The organism is Novosphingobium subterraneum, assembly GCF_000807925.1.
GTDB classification, from domain to species: Bacteria; Pseudomonadota; Alphaproteobacteria; order Sphingomonadales; family Sphingomonadaceae; genus Novosphingobium; species Novosphingobium subterraneum.
In genome coordinates, this window is the sequence record NZ_JRVC01000026.1 from 1 (window position 1) to 18,076 (window position 18,076).

Genomic DNA, 18,076 nt, shown 5'->3' on the forward strand with positions numbered 1-18,076 from the left:
GGCCATGGAAGCCGCCGGCATCAAGGTCTCCGCCTCGCCCTCGCTGCTGGGCGAGACGCTGGCCGAGGTGCTGAAGGAAAGGGTGTAAACCCAACGCCTTGTGGCAAGAACATCAGAGCCCCTGCGAAAGCGGGGGCTCTTTTTCTTGTGCGTCAGGCCCGCCGCCGTGCCGCAGCCTCAGTGGCATCTGCGCGAAAAGGCAGTTCTTCGTAGGCCGGGGTAAAACCAAGCCGGCGATAGAGTTCGGGACGGAGGTAAGGAAAGGCGTCGCCGGCGTCTTCGTGGACGCGGGCGCATTCCCCCAGGAATGTGTCGATCGTGCGAAAAAGGCCGCGTTTCATGGTTTGCCAATTGTTAGCGGGAATGCGCCGTAGACTTTTGCGGCAGGCCTGCTGAGTCGCGCCAACGCATTCCAATCTCGTCAAGATTCCGCAACGTGGTCGCCATCCGGAGAGCTTTCCAACTCTTTCGGACTCTCGGGCAACTCTACCCCAACTCTCCGGGGCAGAGCCCCAACTCTCCCCGGAGATTGAAGGGCAAAGCCTATTCGCCGACCTTCACAGCAGGGACCTGTGCATCGGGCAGTTTCGCCCCCATGGCATTGGCCAAGGTCGGAGCGATCGCGCGCATATCGATCTCGCCCAGACTGCGCCCCCTGGCCACGCCCTTGCCCATCACGAGGAAGGTCGATCGCATCTCGGGCATTGCCGGAAAATAGCCGTGCATCCCCTTGTAGCGCGAGGGTTTCGAGAGCGGCGCGTCGACCGCAAAGTTCCCTGCCAGTGCGCCCGGCTTCAGATCGACGAAGAAGCTGGCCTGCGGATTGCCACCCAGTCTGGCAATCTCCGCCCTGTCGATGACCTTTGCGATCTTCGCCTGTGGATCGGCGGCAAGCTTTTCCAACAGTGCTCCGACCAGACCGCTGAGCGCGGCGTCATCGGGGCGGGCGAGGACGATGGCGATCGAGCCGCCCGACGGCCACGGCATGGCGTCCCACGATGCAACCTTGCCGTCGGCGCCGAGCTTGATTAGGCCGGCGTCGATGAACGGGCGGAACAGGTTCACTTCGGTGTCGGTGGCGACGAAGCCGTGGTCGCTGACCAGTGCGATTGTCGCGTCGGGGCGCGCGGCGAGTTCGGCGGCGACGAGCTTGCCGACAGCGGCATCCAGACGTTCGAGCACGGCGTTCGCCTCTGCGCTCCCCGGGCCAAAAAGGTGTTCCTCATGGTCGAGCGCCGCGAGGTAGACCGTCAGGAACTCCGGCTTCTTCGTCTCGATCAGGCGCGCGGCGAACTTCGTGCGGTTCTCGTCCGCCTCGACACCTTCGTCGATCCCGTCGGCATAGGCGCCGCAATCGTGTTCGAGCGCTTCGTAGAGGCCGTCCGTCGCCAGCGCGCGGATCAGCTTGCGGTCATCGCCATGGCCCGAACGCCAGATCTGCGGCATGTTCCAGGTGAGCGACTTGACCCCGACGCTGACTGGCCAGTGGACGTTGCCGGTGGTGAGGCCCGCCGCCTTGGCGGCGTCCCACAGCGTGGGCGCGGTGATGTCCTGCGCGTACCAGTACCAGCCGCCGTAGTTGATCTGCCTGGGATCGAAGGTGGTGTTGCTGACGATGCCGTGCATCGCCGGGGCGACGCCGGTGAGCAGCGTAGTGTGACTGGGATAGGTGACAGTGGGAAGATTGCCCATCACACCAGTGGCATAGGCCCCTTCCTTGAGGAACCGGCGCAAGTTGGGAATCCTGAGGCCACGCTTGTCGGCTTCAAGCACGTCGCCGGGGCGCAGACCGTCGATCGAGATCAGCATGACGGACTTGCGTGCCTCCTGGGCCTTAACGACGACGGGCGCCGTGCTGCCAAGCAGCACGACGCCCGCAATCAGGGCCCTTGCGGATGAAAGGCCGCGCATCATCAGAAGCTCGCCTTGAGCGTGACGAAGACCTGACGCGGCGCGCCTGCCAGCAGGGTCTGGCTGTCACCGCTGAAGCCGAAGCCGTTGGAGCCGATTGTGGCGACATAGCGCTTGTCGAACAGGTTCACCGCGTTCACCTGCAGTTCGATCCGCTGGCGCTGGCCGATGTTCAGGCGATAGCCGATGGTGGCATCGACGAGCGCGCGACCGGGCACCGACTGGTCGTTGAGGTAGGTGAAGTAGCGCTTCGACATCCAGTTCACGCCGACCCGGCCGAACACGGTGTCACTGTCATACGACAGTTCGGCGCGCAGCAGGTGCTTGGGAGTATCGACCACGGTCTTGCCCTTGGTGGGACGGATGGTGGTGACGCCTCCTGCAGTGATGACGACATCATCGCGGTACGTGGTATCGTTGTAGCTGTAGGACGCGAAGGCGCCGAAGCCACCCGGCAGCTTCACGTCCATCGCCGCTTCGATGCCGAGCGCGCGGACCGAACCAACGTTCTGCAGGGCGTTGGTGGCCCCGACGATGCCGAGCGAAGTCGGGATGACCAGCAGGCGATCCCGGAAATAGACACAATAGCCTGCGAGCGAGGCATTCACGATACCGGTGTTGTACCTCAAGCCCGCTTCATAGGTGTCCGAGCTTTCCGGCTTGATCGTGTCCTTGATCGCATCGAAGCCAGCCTGCGTTGACGAGAACGGGCCGCTGGTGGTGGAAGCTTGATAGGCGCGCGTCACCTGCGTGAAGCCCGCAAAGGCTTCGAGACCGTTGCCGAACTTGTAGTTCAGGCCGACATGCGGCTGGAACCAGTCCTCGACCTTTAGGTCACCGGTGGCGCGGCTGTTGGTATTGACCAGCGCGAAGGCGTTGGTGTCGACCGAATAGCCCTTCCAGCCCAGATTCACCTTGAGATCGCCAAGGTCGATATCGTCCGAAACGTAGTATTGCAGCGTGTCGGTTTCGAACGCGATGGACCACTGCGTGAAGAACGGGTTGCGCTGGAAATCAAGGTGATCGCGGCCCGGATTGGTTCGGCTTTCGTATCCATAGAAGCGGCGCGACTGGATGAAGTCGTTCTTTTCATACCAACCGCCGACGAGCAGCCTGTTGAAGCCGAATTCGCCCGTCCACGAGGCGAACACACCCTTGCGCTTGATGTCGTATTCGGTCGTGCGGATCGACATCGGCACGCCCGACGGGCTGGCCAGATACGGCGTGCCCCAAGTGCCCTGTCCGTCGTTCTCGTGGTAATAGCCCTTGATGGCGAACTTGCCGGTATCGCCGGTCTGGATGGTCAGACCCAGCGCGGCAAGTGTATCCTTGCGCAGGCCCGAAGCATCATAATAGGCGTCATCGGCAATGACGATCGGCGACGGATAGGTGGTGCCTGCAGCGGGGTTGGTCGGCGTGACGCCGCTGTAGCCGGTATTCGCGGCAACATCGGCAATGTTGATGGCTTCGGCATAGCGCGAGGGACCGAAGTTGTCCCAGTCATAGCCGAGACGATCGATCATCTCGAGGCTGAGATCCTGGTAGTCCTGCTCTGCACGGTCGGAATAGCTGATGTAGCCATCGAGATCGACGGTTTCGCCCAGCGGCAGCACGGCCTTGGCATTGGCCATGAACGTGCGCTGCTTGCCATCGCCCTTCCACTTCTTGCCATCCTGATACTGTACCGAGGCATAGCCGCGCGCGCCGTCAGCCGTGCCGAGCGCGACACGGGCGAAACCACGGTAAGTCTCCGCCGAACCATAGGAGGCTGACACGTCGGCCCCGAGCACGTCCTTGGGATCGATCGAGAAGAACTCGAGCGTACCGCCGAGGTTGTTGGTCGACTGTGCCGCGATCGAGCCCGAACCCTGGCTGACGCGGGTCACGCCGATGTTCTCGGGGCTGATCGCGCGGCTGATGTGGAGGCCGTTGGCATTGCCGTAGGACATGTCGCCCAGCGGAATGCCATCGAGATTGAAGCCAAGCTGGTTCTGGCTGAAACCGCGGATCGTGACGCGGGTGGACCATTCGTAGTTGCCGAAAGCGTCGGCCGACTGGAAATTGACCGAGGGCAGCTTTTCGATGGCCTTCAAGGGGCTGGTGCCCGAGGCGAGGATGGTCAGCTCCTGCGTGGAAAGCTCCTGCACCTGGCGGGTCTGGCCCGAACCCAGGACGACGATTTCGGCGTTGGCGGAATCCGCAGCGGCAGCCGCGTCAGCAGCTGGGGCGACGTCTTCTGCGGCAAAAGCCGGGGCAGCCACTGCAAAGGCAGCAATGGGCGAAGCGCTGGCGAGCAGCACGGCGACGATACGCATGGTGTTATCCCTCATAGACCACATCGGTGTGGCGAGGGCCTGCTAGGCGCGGGCTGTTGCAGGATGATGGAGATTCGGCGTCAGATCAGCGACATCGGCGTGACGATGAGTTGACAGCAATCATCCGGAACAGGACTGTCACGCGACTGTAACGCGAGATGCGCAATGGCCTTTAAGATGTCAGCGGGGGAATGCAGCGTGCAGATTGAAGACTTGCCGCCGGTTCAGGAGCGGTTCTTCAATCGCGAGCTGAGCTGGCTGGCCTTCAACCGGCGCGTCCTGGCCGAGGCAGTCAACCCCGACTATCCCTTGCTGGAGCGGCTGCGCTTTCTTTCGATCAGCGGCAGCAATCTCGACGAATTCATGATGGTGCGCGTGGCAGGGATCGCCGCGCAGGTCCGCCGCCAGATCGACGAGCTTTCTATCGACGGAAAGACCCCGCAGCAGCAGCTGGGTGCGCTGCTCGACGCGGTGAAGGACCTGATCGATTCCCAGCAGGACGTGCTGGCCGATCTGAAGGACGAACTGGCGGAGGCCGGCATTCGCATCATCGACAACGATGCCCTGAACAAGGGCGAGGCCGAGTGGCTGCGCGACTACTTCGAAGAGCACGTCGTCCCGGTGCTGACGCCGCAGGCCATCGACCCGGCACACCCCTTCCCGTTCATCGCCAACCAGGGCACCGGCATCCTGTTTCAGCTGCAGCGCACCGCCGATGGTGCAGCAGTGACGGAAATGATCCTGATCCCCCCTGCCCTGCCGCGCTTCGTGCGTCTGCCCGGGCCCAAGGCTTCGTGGGTGGGGATCGAGGAACTGGTTCGGCGCCATGCGACACTGCTTTTTCCGGGGTTCAAGATCCTGGGTGACGGCACCTTCCGCGTGCTGCGCGACAGTGACATCGAGATCGAGGAAGATGCCGAGGATCTAGTGCGCTACTTCCGCACCGCCATCCAGCGGCGGCGGCGTGGCAAGGTGATCCTCCTGCACCTGCAGGAAAACTTCGACGCCGACGCCGAGAAGCTGCTGCGCCAGCAGCTCAGGCTTGATCATGCGCTGGTCATCAAGAGTCGGGGACTGCTGGCGATCAGCGGGCTGTCTGCCGTGATCGAAGAGGACCGCCAGGATCTGAAATTCGATCCATACAACCCCCGCTATCCCGAACGCATTCTCGAGCATGACGGCGACTGCTTTTCCGCCATCCGCGAGAAGGATCTGGTGATCCATCACCCGTACGAAAGCTTCGAAGTGGTGATCGACTTCCTGCGGCAGGCCGCAGCCGACCCTGACGTGGTGGCGATCAAGCAGACGCTTTATCGCGCCGGCAAGCAGTCAGCCGTGATCGCAGCGCTGATCGCTGCGGCTGAGGCGGGCAAGTCGGTGACGGCCGTGGTCGAACTCAAGGCGCGCTTCGACGAAGAGCAGAACCTGATGTGGGCGGCACAGCTGGAACGCGCGGGCGTTCAGGTGATCTACGGCTTTGTCGACTGGAAGACCCATGCCAAGGTGAGCATGGTGGTGCGGCGTGAAGGTGGCGGATATCGCACATACTGCCACTTCGGCACCGGCAATTATCACCCGGTTACTGCGCGCATCTATACCGACCTGTCGTTCTTCACCGCCGATCCGCGCATGGGGCGCGATGCCGGGCAGCTGTTCAATTTCGTGACTGGCTATGTCGAGCCCAAGCACACCGAACTGCTGGCGATCAGTCCGATCAACCTGCGCGAGAGGCTTTACGAATGCATCGAGCGCGAGGTGATGCTGGCGAAGAAGGGCCGCCCGGCGATGATCTGGGCCAAGCTCAACCAGCTGACCGATCCCGACCTTATCGACCGGCTCTATCTTGCCAGCATGGCAGGCGTGGAGATCCGGCTGGTGGTGCGCGGGATATGCTGCCTGAAGCCCGGCGTGCCGGGGCTTTCGGAGACGATCGAGGTCAAGTCGATCATCGGGCGCTTCCTCGAACACAGCCGCATCTGGGCCTTCGGCAATGGCGCGAACCTGCCGAACAAGCGGGCGCGGGTGTTCATCTCGTCCGCCGACGGGATGAGCCGCAACATGGGTCGGCGGGTGGAAGTGCTGGTGCCGGTCAAGAACCCGACCGTGCATGACCAGATCCTTGACCAGGTGATGTTGGCGAACCTGCTGGATACCGAGCAGAGCTGGGAACTGGGGCCGGATGGCGAATACGAGCGGTTCGAGAAAGGTGACCCCTCGTTCAACCTCCACGGCTATTTCATGACCAACCCGTCGCTTTCAGGGCGCGGTGCGGCGCTTTCCAAGGGAAGAAAGGTTCCAAAGCTTGCGTTGCGGCGCGGGGCGGCTAACCGTGGCTGAGTGAAGGCCAAACCAACCATCTACGACTGGGCGCAATCGCGCGCGATCATCGACATCGGCTCCAACACCGTGCGGCTGGTGGTCTATGGCGGGCCGCCGCGCGCGCCGGTGACGCTGCTGAACGAGAAAGTGACGGCCAAGCTCGGCAAGCACGTGGCCGAAACGGGCAGGCTTTCGGACAAGGCGGTGGACAGCGTGCTGACGGCACTGCGGCGCTACAAGGCTCTGCTTGACCTTGCACGGGTGCCGCGCGTTGACGTGGTGGCGACGGCTGCGGCGCGCGATGCGACAAACGGGCCAGAGTTCCTGGCGCGCATTCGCGAAATCGGCTTTGAGCCGCGACTACTTTCGGGCGTGGAAGAGGCCGAGACGAGCGCGACGGGCGTGCTTGGTGCATTTCCGGGGGCTTCGGGGATCGTTGGAGACCTTGGCGGTGGCAGCCTCGAACTGGTTGACATTGCCGATGGCGGGACGAGCCATGGGGTAAGCCTGCCGCTGGGCTCGCTGCGCCTGCCCGCGTTGCGGGCGCGGGGCGACAGGGTGTTCGTGCGCGAGATCAGCCGGATGCTGGCGGGGGCCGACTGGGTGGCCGAGCCCGAAGCGACGCTCTACCTCGTCGGCGGGTCAATGCGTGCGCTGGGCCGTGCGATGATGGTGCAGCTGGACTGGCCGCTGGATGACACCCACGGCTTCGCGCTCGATGCCGGCAAGGCGCTGGAGCTGGCAAAGCGGTTCGCGCGACGGGGGCAGGCGCTGCAGCAGATCGATGGCGTTTCGGCGAGCCGGGCTGCAAGCATTCCCGACGCCGCGGCGTTGCTGGCGGTGCTGCTGCAGAAGCTGGAGCCGAAGGGTATCGTGTTCTCGTCTTGGGGCCTGCGCGAGGGCGTGCTGTTCGGATCGCTGCCCGACGCGGTACAGCGCGAGGATCCGTTGCTGGCCGGAGTCAGCGCCTTCGTGGAGCCGCTCGGCGTCGACGCAGCACTCGTCGCAGCGACGGTGGCGGCGATGAGGGAGGTTGCGCCGCTGGCGGATTCGGCAGTCGGGCGTGCGGCGGTGATGCTGTGCCTTGCCGCCGGAAGGGTCGAGCCGAACCTGCGGCGCGAGCTGCCGATGGAATGGGGCCTGCAGAAGCGCTGGGTGGGCGTGGACAACGCCGGGCGCGCCGCGCTGGCCAGCGCCTTGCGGGCGAGCCTTGGCAAGGGCGGTGCCGGCCAGGTGCCGTGGAGCGCCCTCGCCCCGGACGACCTGCTGTTCGAGGCGCGGACCCTGGGCCATGCGGCGCGGTTGTGCCGGCGGTTGAGCGCGGGATCGGCGCGGGTGCTGGAGCAGGTGCGGCTGCGGGCCAAGGGCGACACAATCGTGATCGACAGCCCTGACCCTGACCTTGTCGGCGACAGCGCGTTGCGCGACCTGCGCGAGCTGGTGCAGCACTGCAGCTTGCCTGCCGCCTGACTTTTCCGTGACAGCTTGTCGCGTGTGAACAGAACACGCGCCCTTCTTTCCGTAATTGTTACGGCTGTTTGAAACGCATTCTTCGTTCTGCCTTCGAACTGTCGCGTGACCGTCAAACGCAGTGCCTAGGGGGCTCCCCAGCCAAGTCATTCAGGGGGCTTACCATGACATCTGTGTTTTCCGCGGCGAGCAGCCGCACCCTTCTTCGTGCGATGCTGCTGGGTTCAGTTGCCGCACTCGCTTCCACGCCAGCCTTTGGAGAAGACCTTGCAGCCGAGGAAAGTGCCGAGGCGCCGATCGTGGTGACCGGCGAGCGTCCGATTGCCGAATCCGAAGCCGCCGCGCTCGACGTGCAGAAGAAGTCGGATTCGCTGGTCACGGTGCTTTCGTCCGATGGCGTCGGCCGCCTGCCCGACCAGAACATTGCGCAGGCCACCAGCCGCCTGCCGGGCGTCGCCATCGAGCGCGATCAGGGCCAGGCGCGTTACATCTCGCTGCGCGGTGCGCCGAACTACTGGACCACGCTGAGCTTTGACGGGATCAATGTCGTCAGCCCCGAGGGCCGCGATGCACGGTTTGACTCGATTCCCTCGGCCATTGCCAAGCAGGTCATCGTGTCGAAGGCGGTGACGCCGGACATGCCGGGCGAGACGGTTTCTGGCAACGTCAACGTCATCACCCGCTCTGCTTTCGACTTCAATGGCTTGCACGTTCAGGGCAAGGCCGGCGTAGGTTATGCCGAGCTGGGCGACCGCCGCGAATACGAAGGATCGCTGGTCGTATCGGATCGCTTCAAGGCAGGCGACGGTGAAATCGGCGTGCTGCTCTCGGGCAGCTTCTTCGAACGCAACATGATAACCGACAACTTCGAGATCGACTGGGAGCGCGTCAGCCAGGATCAGCGCCCCGGCAACGGAACGCGCTTCTGGGCGCGCGAGACCGAGAACAAGCTCTATCGCCTGCGCCGCCGCAACTGGTCCGTTTCGGGGCGCATGGACTGGAAGCCCGACAGCCAGAACACGATTTCGCTGCGTTCGGTCTACACGATCTTCACCGACGACGAGGCGCGCGACAACTACATCTTCGACATGGATGACAAGCAGAGCGACCTTCCGAACAGCTCGGCCACCTGCCCGACCACGGTCAACACCATGCCGACGACGACTGGCTATGCCGACGTGTGCATCGGCAACACGCCGCTGAAGGGCACAGTCTACGGAATCGACATCAACCAGCGTTCGACCTTGCGCGCGTTCCGGCAGTCGATCTTCACCAACACTTTGGATGGCACGCACGAGTTCGGCGAAGGGTGGAAGATCAACTGGCTCGGCAACTACACCGAGTCCAAGGACGACCGTTCGGTGGTGGGCGAAGCGCGCTGGAACAGCCCTTCCACGCGTTCTGCCCGTCCGACGATAGCTTACGACTTTACCAATCCGGGCCGCAACACGCCGCTGTTGTTCACCACCGTGCAGCTTTCCAGCCCGACGCGCTACACGGCGGGCAATGCGGTTACGGCGATCGACACCTTCGCCAAGCCTCTTGCCGAGTTGCGCCTGCTTGATGCGGTGGACACGACCAAGGCCTATACTGGCCGGCTGATCGTGGCGAAGGACACCAGCTTCCTTGGCAGCGATGCCACATTCAAGCTGGGTTTCCAGTTCGACCAGCGCACCAAGATAGCGGACGAAAGCCAGATCTCGCTGACAGCGGCGGGCGACTTCGCCACGATCGGGATTCCCACCAACTACAACGACTTCTCGCTTGATCAGGCGTTCCTCGGCGCGATCCCGATGGGCTACAACTTCCGGTATTTCGATACCGACAAGATGCGCCAATATGCCGATGCGGCGCGGGCCAATTTCACCTTCACGCCCAACACCGCGAACATCTATGACGTGCGCGAGCAGGTCTTTGCCGGATTTGCCATGGGCACGCTGCGGTACGACTGGGGTTCAATCGTCGGCGGTGTCCGTGTCGAACACGTGAAGAACCGCGGGATTGCCGAGGCCGACATCGCCGGGACCACCGGTCTCGTCACAGCTGAGGCGAGCCAGACCCTCGCCTTCCCCAGCCTCCACGTGAATTACAACCTCGCCGAGGACAAGAAGTTCAGGCTCTCGTTCAACAGCGGCGCGGCGCGTGCGGATTATGACCAGATCCGACCCAACGTGACCGTGAACGATGCAAACCTGACGATCTCGGGCGGCAATCCCGGCGTGAAGCCCGAGCGCGCCTATGGCGTGGACGCCTATTTCGAATGGTACGTGCGTCCGCAGGGCTACCTGATGGCCGGCGTCTTCTACAAGAAGGTCGAAGACGTGCTCTATTCGCAGCGCCGCACCTTCAATTCGGACGTGCTCAACAGCGGTGGCGTGGATCGTTCGCAGTACACCTTCACCGGCATCACCAACGGCGGTGACGGGCGCATCTTCGGCTTCGAGGTGGCGGCGCAGCTGCAGCTGGAACCGTGCACCGAAAGCCTTGGCCTGCCAGACTTCATGGGCGGCTTCGGCGTCAGCGCCAACCTCACGTACAACGACAGCGAGGTGACCAAGCCTGCGGTGGGCGACGTCCCTGCCCGCAAGGTACGGCTGCCCGGCACGTCCGACTGGGTCTACAACCTTGGCGCCTATTACGAGAAGTACGGCCTGTCGCTGCGCCTGCAGTACCAGCGCCGCAGCACCTGGCTTGATGGCTATGCCGACGACCTGACCGATGCTGGCGATACCTATTGGGCCGCCGACGACGAACTCGATTTCTCGGCACGCTATGCGATCACGAAGAACTTCGAGGTCTATTTCGATGCCTCCAACCTGCTGAACAAGCCGGGCCGCCGCTATTCCGAGCCGGGCAACCTGCTCACCGCCACCGGCACGCCAACCCCGCACACTGATATCTACACCATCGAGTACGAACGCTTCGGCCGTCGCTATGCGGCGGGCGTGCGGGTGAACTTCTGATGGCCGCTTTCGCCAAGTTCGTCACGGCAGGATCGGGGGCTTTGCTCCCGGTCCTGTTCCTCTCTTCTTGCGCCAGCGTGGCGGAGTTCCCGCGACCATCCTATCCGGCGGTGGACGTGGCAGCGACGGCTGAGACCGCGCCGGTCGGATCCGCCAATGCCGATGCTGCCGATGACCCGGCGATCTGGCGCAATGCTGCCAATCCCGCGGCCAGCCTGATCGTCGTCACCGACAAGAAGGCGGGGCTTTATGTCTATGGCCTTGACGGCAAGGTGCGCGATTTCGTCGCGACGGGTGCGCTCAACAATGTCGACTTGCGCGAAGTGCGCCCGGGCTTCGTGCTGGTGGCGGCAAGCGACCGCACCGACGTGGCTGAGCCAAAGATCACGCTGTTCCGGCTGGATGGAGTGACGGGCAAGCTGACCAGCCTTGGCGTGAGGAGCTTCCTTGGGGCCGGTCACGCTCCAGCCGAGGCCTATGGCTTCTGCATGGGCAAGGCGCTGGCTGCAGGCGAACTGGCGCGGGCCTATGTCGTGCTCAAGGACGGCACGGTGGCGGAAAGCGCACTGGAAGAGGTTGGCGGCATGATCACCGCGCGGCATCTCCGATCTATCCGCTTCCGCACGCAATCCGAGGGATGCGTGGTGGATGACCGCATTGGCCTGCTCTACGTGGCTGAGGAAGACGTTGGCATCTGGCGGGTCGACTTGCGCGCCGCGGTCCTTCAGGCGGATGCCTTTGCCATGGTCGGCGCGGAAAAGGGGCTGGCAGCCGATGTCGAAGGGCTGGCGCTGGCACCCGAAGGACGGGACGGCGGAATGCTCGTCGCATCAAGCCAGGGTGACAATGCCTATGCGCTGTTCGATCTGACCACAGCGCAACCGCGCGGCCGCTTCCGCATTGCCGCAGGCCAGTTCGGCGCAACCAGCGATACCGACGGGATTGAACTGATGCTTGGGCACTTTGGCCCTGCCTTCCCTACTGGCCTGTTCGTGGCGCAGGATGGCGATAACGCGCCGCGCGCGCAGAACTTCAAGATGGTGCCGTGGCAGGCGGTGCTGGACAACCTCAAGCCATAAGCGGTGCGACGGGGGCGTCTTCGGAAGCCCCCGCGCTCCGCGTCAGTCGTCGATGCTGCGCTTGTAGGTTTCCGGCAGGAAGACCAGGCCGATCACGCAGGTGGCAGCGGCGACGATCACCGGGTACCAGAAGCCGTAATAGATATCCCCGTTGGCCGCGACCATGGCAAAGCCGATCGCGGGCAGCAGGCCGCCGAGCCAGCCGTTGCCGATGTGGTAAGGCAGGCTCATCGAGGTGTAGCGGATACGGCTGGGAAACAGTTCAACCAGCATCGCCGCGATCGGGCCATAGACCATGGTCACCAGCAGCACGAGGTAGAACAGGATCGCCACGACCAGCGGCTTGTTGATCTCGCCGGGATCGGCCTTGGCGGGATAGCCAACCGTCTCCAGGCCAGTCGCAACCTCCTTGGCGAAGGCGGCGATGGCGGCTTTCTTTTCCTCGCCGGCAACCTTGCGCGGATCGGGCGCCGCCAGTGTCGTGGTTCCGATCAGGATCGTGGCCGGCGTTCCCGCAGCAGCGGCGACGTTTTCGTAGTTCACGGCCGCCTTGGCGAGCGCGTTCTTGACGATGTCGCAGCTGGTCGTGTCGAACTTGTTGGCGCCGACCGGGTCGAACTGCGAGGAACATTCCGCCGGATCGGCCATGACCTTGACCGGGGCATTGGCCTGGGCATGGGCGAGCGCCGGGTTCGCCGCTGCGGTCAGTGCCTTGAACGCCGGGAACATGGTGAGCGCAGCCAGCGCACACCCCGTCAAGATGATCTTCTTGCGGCCGATCTTGTCGGACAGCCAGCCGAAGAACAGGAAGAACGGGGTGGCACAGGCCAGCGCGATAATGATCAGGGTATTGGCGGTCAGGCCATCCACCTTGAGCATCTTCTCGAGGAAATACATCGCGTAGAGCTGTCCGGTGTACCAGACCACCGCCTGTCCGGCGATGGCGCCGAAGAACGCGATCAGCACGATCCTGAGGTTCTTCCATTCGCCGAAGGCTTCGGACAGCGGGCGCTTGGAGGAGGTGCCTTCCGCCTTCATCTTCTGGAACACGGGTGATTCATGCAGCTTGAGGCGCAGCCACAGGCCGATGCCCAGGAACAGGCCCGAAAGCAGGTACGGCACGCGCCAGCCCCAGTCCTTGAAGGCCGCTTCGCCAACGCCGGTGACAGGCGAGCGTACGAGGATCACGATCAGCAGCGCCATGGCAAGGCCCGCCGTGGCGGTGATCTGGATCCAGCTGGTATAGAGGCCGCGCTTACCCTCGGGCGCGTGTTCGGCAACGTAAGTCGCCGCGCCGCCATATTCGCCGCCAAGGGCAAGGCCCTGGAACATGCGCAGCACGACCAGCATGATCGGCGCGGCGACGCCGACGCTTTCATAAGTGGGCAGGCAGCCGACGAGGAAGGTCGACAGACCCATGACCAGCAGCGTGACAATGAAGGTGTAGCGACGGCCGACCATGTCGCCGATCCGGCCAAAGACCAGCGCGCCGAACGGGCGGACGATAAAGCCCGCCGCGAAGACCAGCAGCGCCATGATGAACGACGTCGTCTCGTTGAGGCCAGTGAGGAACTTGGCGGCGATGATCGCGGTGAGGAGGCCGTAGAGGTAGAAGTCGTACCACTCGAACACCGTGCCCAGCGATGAGGCCGTGATGATCAGCTTCTCGCTGTGAGTGGCCTGGTGATGCTTCGGCAAGGCCGAGATATCATCGGGAGTTTCCAAGTCGGGCATCCTCGTTCCATGTTCTTGTTGGCTTCTTGATAAGGTCTTTGGCGGCAAATCGGAATTTAATCGACGGCCTGAGCAATGCATTGCACAGTCTTCGAGAGTGCGACGACGCGACAGGCCGCCGATGGTCGTAGGTATGCGACCAAAGTCGAAGGGCAGGACGGGTGCTACAGGGCGGGATGGTGGGGGTTGTCCACGGTGCGGCAGCGGATAAGCTGCATCACGGCACCGCGCTGATGATCCTTTTCGACGCGGCAAGGGCCATGAAGGAGCGACGTGAGCGAAACTGTCCTGGTAGCCGACGACCACCCGCTGTTCCGGCAGGCGCTGGCGCTGGCCGTGGCGAACGTGGCGCCCCGCGCCCGGGTGATCGAGGCGGGAACGCTTACGGCAGCAGCGCGGGCAGCAAGCGAAGCATCCGACCTCGCGCTGGTCACCCTCGACCTGAAGATGCCCGGAGCGATCGGCTACTCCGGCATTGCCCTGCTTCACGCCGAACGCCCCGACGTGCCAATCCTGGTGGTCTCGAGCGCCGAAGGGGCGAAAGTTGCAGACGAAGCGCGCGCATTCGGTGCGGTCGGCTTCCTTCGCAAGGATGCCGACCTGGCGGCGATCGAAGATGCGATCCGCGCAGCCCTGAGCGGACAGGCACCGGCCAGCGCGAACGCCGAGCCGGTTGAAGAGATGCGCCGCGAAGTGGCGGACCTGACACCAACCCAGCTCAAAGTTCTGCTTGCCGTGCTCGACGGCAAGCTCAACAAGCAGATCGCCTATGACTTGGGCATGAGCGAAGCGACAGTGAAGGCGCACATGACCGCGATCATGCGCAAGCTCGACGTGCAGAACCGCACGCAAGCTGCCCTGATTGCCCGCTCACTGGGTCTCGACCTGAAGAGCTGAGGCGCAACGGGCAAGAAAACCTGCGATCTCGTCGGCATCGACAGGCTTGGAAAACAGGGGGATCTTCCGCAGTCTCAGGCGATTGCGCAGCGCCGTGCCGTTCTCGGCTGACACCATGGCCAAGGCCAGCGCGGGATTGCGGAGGCGGGCCTGATCGATCAGGCACAGGCCATCTTCGCCCGCTTCGAGGTGATAGTCCGCCAGGAGCACATCGGCATGCACGACCTGCGCCAGCGCAGCGTCAGCGTTGTTCGCGACCATGACGGTGTGCCCCAAACTCTCGACCAGTGCGACCGAGGCATCAATGATGTCCTGCTCGTTGTCGACGACGAGAACCCGGAGGGGGCGCAACGGCGCCAGCGTCAGCGGCACTGCCGAGGGAGCAGCATCTCTCGGCGGCGCTCCGTCAAAGGCCGGAAGCGTCACACTGAAGCGGCTGCCCCGCCCGACATGCGACACGAGGGCAATGCGCGCACCGACAAGGCGAGCAATGCGTTCGACAATGGCGAGGCCAAGCCCCAGGCCCTCCGCCTCCACTACGCCGAGCCGGGTGAACTCGCTGAAAATCTCGCGCTGGCGTTCGGTGGGGATGCCGACGCCGCTATCGACCACATCGATACGCAGGTCCGCCCCGCGCCGGCGCACGCCCACAAGCACGCCGCCCTTCGGGGTATAGCGAAGGGCATTGGCGAGAAGGTTCTGCAGTATCGAGCGCAGCAGGGCGCGGTCGGTCTCGACGGCACCGGGCAGCGGCCCGAGCCTGATCGCAAGACCTTGTGCCTCGGCCAAAGGACGCAAGGTCTCGGCCAGTTCCTCGACAAGCGGAGCCAGCAGGATCGGCTCGGGATTGGGGTGGATGCCGCCGGCATCGAGCTTCGAGATATCCAGCAGCGTGCGCAGCAAGGCTTCGCCCGAGACAATGGAGCGGTCGATCCTCTCGGCAAGAGCCTTTTGCGAACCCTCGAGGTTGCGCCCCAGCGCGGCCGCGAACAGGCGGGCAGCGTGAAGCGGCTGAATCAGGTCGTGGCTTGCCGCCGCCAGGAAGCGCGTCTTGTCACGGGTGGCAGCGGCGAGACGATCATTCACCTCGCTTAATTCGCGGGTGCGCTCGGCCACGCGCTGTTCAAGTTCGTCAAGCGTGCGTGTGAGCTCTGCACGGACCTGCGCTTCTTCGGTGATGTCGGTGAACGACGTGAGATAGCCTCCGCCCGGCATCGGGCCGCCGACCGACTTGATGATCCGCCCATCCCCATGCTTGCGTTCCGATTGATAGGCACGGCGGGCGCGCAAATGATTGAGGCGCTTGGCGACCTCTACCTCGACCGGATCGGAAAAATCCCCCCGCATGACGTTGAATCGGATGAGATTTGCAATAGGGACGCCAACCCTGACGAGGTCAGCCGGATAGCCGAAAAGTTCGACATATCGCGTGTTCCAAGCCACCAGATTAAGATCGGCGTCAATCACGCTCACGCCGGACTGAAGGTTCTCGAACGTAGCGGCGAGCAATTGGCGCGAGAAGCCGAGGGATTGCCCGCCCTCATCCAGCAGGCGCGCCACATCTGCCGCAGTCATCGTTGCGCCGGCCAGGGCAGAGGCAACCAGCAGCCGCGCGGAGGAATTACCGACCACGCCGGAGATCAGATCCTGCGCCAGGCGGGCTGACAGGCGGTCGACTGGCTGCCCGTGACGTTCGGGCGGGAATGCGGCAATCGCTCGCTCGTTTCCCACGAACCGGGCAGTGAGAGCAGCCAGGTCCGCGAGGTTTCCAGCCGTGCGCCCGGAAGACAGCAAGCGCGGCAGGCGGGGCGCACTGCGCTTGCCCGCCCTGACCAGCGCAAGCACGGCAAGGTTGGCCAGAAGGCTCCACGCGACACCGTGGACCAAGGGGCTGGCATTACCTAGGCCAAGGAGGCGCAAGGGATTGAACAATGAGCCCTCGAGCCATGCCAGCACGGCATCAGGCAGGACCGGCGGCAGGGCGAGCGTGTAGAGCCACAGCGCGAAGCCGGTAAGCAGACTGGCCCGCGCCGCAAGCGGATCGTGCCTTGGCGAGGCAACCGCCATAAGGAGATGGGGCACGAACTGGACCATGGCCGCAAAGGCAACCAGCCCGATCGAGGCAAGCGAGTGCGAGGGGTCGACCAGCATGGCCCAGAGCAAGGCGAGGCCGACGATACCGACGATGGCGGCGCGCCGTACCAGCAGCATCCGGCGTCCGAGATCCCCCGGTGCAGGTCGGCCCTCGTTGCGCAGCAGCGCCGGGAAGATCAGGTCGTTCGAGACCATGATGCCAAGCGCGGCGGCATCGACGATGACCATGGCCGAGCCAGCACTGATCCCGCCAAGAAGCGCTACGAGGCCGATGCCTTGGTACCCGCTGCTTTGTGGCAGGAGCAGCACGTAGCTGTCTGGCGGAACGCCCGGCGGAAGGGCAACCAAGCCGGCCAGCGCGATTGGCAGGACGAGTGCTGCCATTGCCAGCACATAGGCCGCCAGCCCGAGACGCGCGTTGGGCAGATCGCGCGAGGAGTGGGCTTCGGCCAGGCCCATGTAGAACTGGCGCGGCAGCACCACGATCGCGAAAGCCGAAATCACGCATATCACCAGCGTTTCGACGGTAAACTGGCTGGGTGCGAACTGCTGCTCGACGACCAGCCAGGCCCTCTGCCATGCGACCGGCGGCGCCTTGGCAAGCACGAGCACGGCAACGAAGCCGACGAGAGCAAGGGCGACGAGCTTCAGCAGCGATTCAAGCGCAATCGAGAAGACCAGCCCCTCGCTGCGCCCGGCAATCTCGTAGCGTCGCGCACCGAACAGGATGGCGAAGACTGTCAGCACGCAAGCCGCCGCCAGCATCGCCGGAAAAGCAATGGGGCTGCCGGAGGAGATGGCCATCGCCGTCCCGATGGAACGCAATTGCAACGCGATGTAGGGCACCGTGCCGCATAGCGCCATGACCGTGATGATCCGCGCAACGCCTGGATCGTGGCCAAACCGGGCAGCGATGAAATCCGAAATGGTCGAGGCTCTTTCGCGCTGGACCTCTTCGGCCAGGCGAGAAAAGAACGCTGGCGCAAACAGAAGCAGCAGTGCTGGCGCCACATAGATCGGGAGATAATTCCACCCCTCGCTGACCGCGCTGCCGACCGCGCCATAGAACGTCCAGCTGGAGCAATAGACGCCAAGCGCGAGAGTATAGGCGACGTGCCGGATCTTCGGGCTGCGGCGCAGGGACATGTGTCCGCGCTCGGTCAGTGCAGCGACGCCGAATAGCAGGGCGAAGAGCACCAGCGCCAATAATCCTGCGATCTGTCCGCTCATCCGCTGTCAGTGTTCCAATGCGCTGCTGACAGGGTGATCCACGATGCCGGTGTCAGCAAGGAAA

The 18,076-nt window shown here is 63.9% G+C and carries 10 protein-coding genes; 5 read left to right on the forward strand and 5 right to left on the reverse strand.

Annotation, left to right across the window (positions count from 1 at the left end):
• Nucleotides 1-152: 152 nt before the first annotated feature.
• The 3 genes from NJ75_RS19775 to NJ75_RS19785 form a co-directional block, all read right to left on the reverse strand.
• Nucleotides 153-341 carry a hypothetical protein gene (locus NJ75_RS19775; protein WP_039337629.1) on the reverse strand — a complete coding sequence of 63 codons (189 nt, stop codon included), beginning with the start codon at nt 339-341 and terminating at the stop codon, nt 153-155.
• Nucleotides 342-543: 202 nt separating this feature from the next.
• Nucleotides 544-1,911, reverse strand: coding sequence for an alkaline phosphatase family protein (locus NJ75_RS19780; protein ID WP_039337665.1), 1,368 nt, complete (start codon nt 1,909-1,911; stop codon nt 544-546).
• Between the two features lie 2 nt (nt 1,912-1,913).
• Nucleotides 1,914-4,226: a TonB-dependent receptor domain-containing protein gene (locus tag NJ75_RS19785; RefSeq protein ID WP_039337630.1), complete on the reverse strand. Its 2,313-nt coding sequence runs from the start codon at nt 4,224-4,226 to the stop codon at nt 1,914-1,916.
• 198 nt (nt 4,227-4,424) lie between these two features.
• Between NJ75_RS19785 and NJ75_RS19790 the strand changes: the two genes are divergently transcribed.
• The 4 genes from NJ75_RS19790 (at nt 4,425) to NJ75_RS19805 (ending at nt 12,057) form a co-directional block, all read left to right on the forward strand.
• A complete protein-coding gene (locus NJ75_RS19790; protein ID WP_236727206.1) occupies nt 4,425-6,563 on the forward strand; it encodes an RNA degradosome polyphosphate kinase in 2,139 nt (712 codons plus the stop codon).
• Nucleotides 6,564-8,015, forward strand: a complete 1,452-nt coding sequence (locus tag NJ75_RS19795) for a Ppx/GppA family phosphatase (RefSeq protein WP_156135879.1) — start codon at nt 6,564-6,566, stop codon at nt 8,013-8,015.
• Between the two features lie 164 nt (nt 8,016-8,179).
• Nucleotides 8,180-10,978, forward strand: coding sequence for a TonB-dependent receptor (locus NJ75_RS19800; RefSeq protein WP_052242675.1), 2,799 nt, complete (start codon nt 8,180-8,182; stop codon nt 10,976-10,978).
• Entirely contained in the window at nt 10,978-12,057 is a 1,080-nt protein-coding gene (locus tag NJ75_RS19805; RefSeq protein WP_052242676.1) for a phytase, read from the forward strand. The genes NJ75_RS19800 and NJ75_RS19805 overlap by 1 nt, the downstream gene beginning before the upstream one ends.
• A 42-nt stretch (nt 12,058-12,099) precedes the next feature.
• Here NJ75_RS19805 and NJ75_RS19810 read toward each other — a convergent pair whose 3' ends face one another.
• Nucleotides 12,100-13,791 carry an MFS transporter gene (locus tag NJ75_RS19810; protein WP_039337633.1) on the reverse strand — a complete coding sequence of 564 codons (1,692 nt, stop codon included), beginning with the start codon at nt 13,789-13,791 and terminating at the stop codon, nt 12,100-12,102.
• Nucleotides 13,792-14,064: 273 nt separating this feature from the next.
• On the opposite strand from NJ75_RS19810, the gene NJ75_RS19815 reads away from it, so the two are divergent.
• Nucleotides 14,065-14,688, forward strand: coding sequence for a response regulator transcription factor (locus NJ75_RS19815; RefSeq protein WP_039337634.1), 624 nt, complete (start codon nt 14,065-14,067; stop codon nt 14,686-14,688).
• Here NJ75_RS19815 and NJ75_RS19820 read toward each other — a convergent pair.
• Nucleotides 14,662-18,012: a hybrid sensor histidine kinase/response regulator gene (locus NJ75_RS19820; protein WP_039337635.1), complete on the reverse strand. Its 3,351-nt coding sequence runs from the start codon at nt 18,010-18,012 to the stop codon at nt 14,662-14,664. The genes NJ75_RS19815 and NJ75_RS19820 overlap by 27 nt on opposite strands.
• Nucleotides 18,013-18,076: the final 64 nt, after the last annotated feature.

Excerpts from the sequence above, each read along its gene's own strand:
- NJ75_RS19775 (WP_039337629.1), bottom strand. The coding sequence starts at position 341 with ATGAAACGCGGCCTTTTTCGCACGATCGACACATTCCTGGGGGAATGC.
- NJ75_RS19780 (WP_039337665.1), bottom strand. The coding sequence starts at position 1,911 with ATGCGCGGCCTTTCATCCGCAAGGGCCCTGATTGCGGGCGTCGTGCTG.
- NJ75_RS19785 (WP_039337630.1), bottom strand. The coding sequence starts at position 4,226 with ATGCGTATCGTCGCCGTGCTGCTCGCCAGCGCTTCGCCCATTGCTGCC.
- NJ75_RS19800 (WP_052242675.1), top strand. The coding sequence starts at position 8,180 with ATGACATCTGTGTTTTCCGCGGCGAGCAGCCGCACCCTTCTTCGTGCG.
- NJ75_RS19805 (WP_052242676.1), top strand. The coding sequence starts at position 10,978 with ATGGCCGCTTTCGCCAAGTTCGTCACGGCAGGATCGGGGGCTTTGCTC.
- NJ75_RS19810 (WP_039337633.1), bottom strand. The coding sequence starts at position 13,791 with ATGCCCGACTTGGAAACTCCCGATGATATCTCGGCCTTGCCGAAGCAT.
- NJ75_RS19820 (WP_039337635.1), bottom strand. The coding sequence starts at position 18,012 with ATGAGCGGACAGATCGCAGGATTATTGGCGCTGGTGCTCTTCGCCCTG.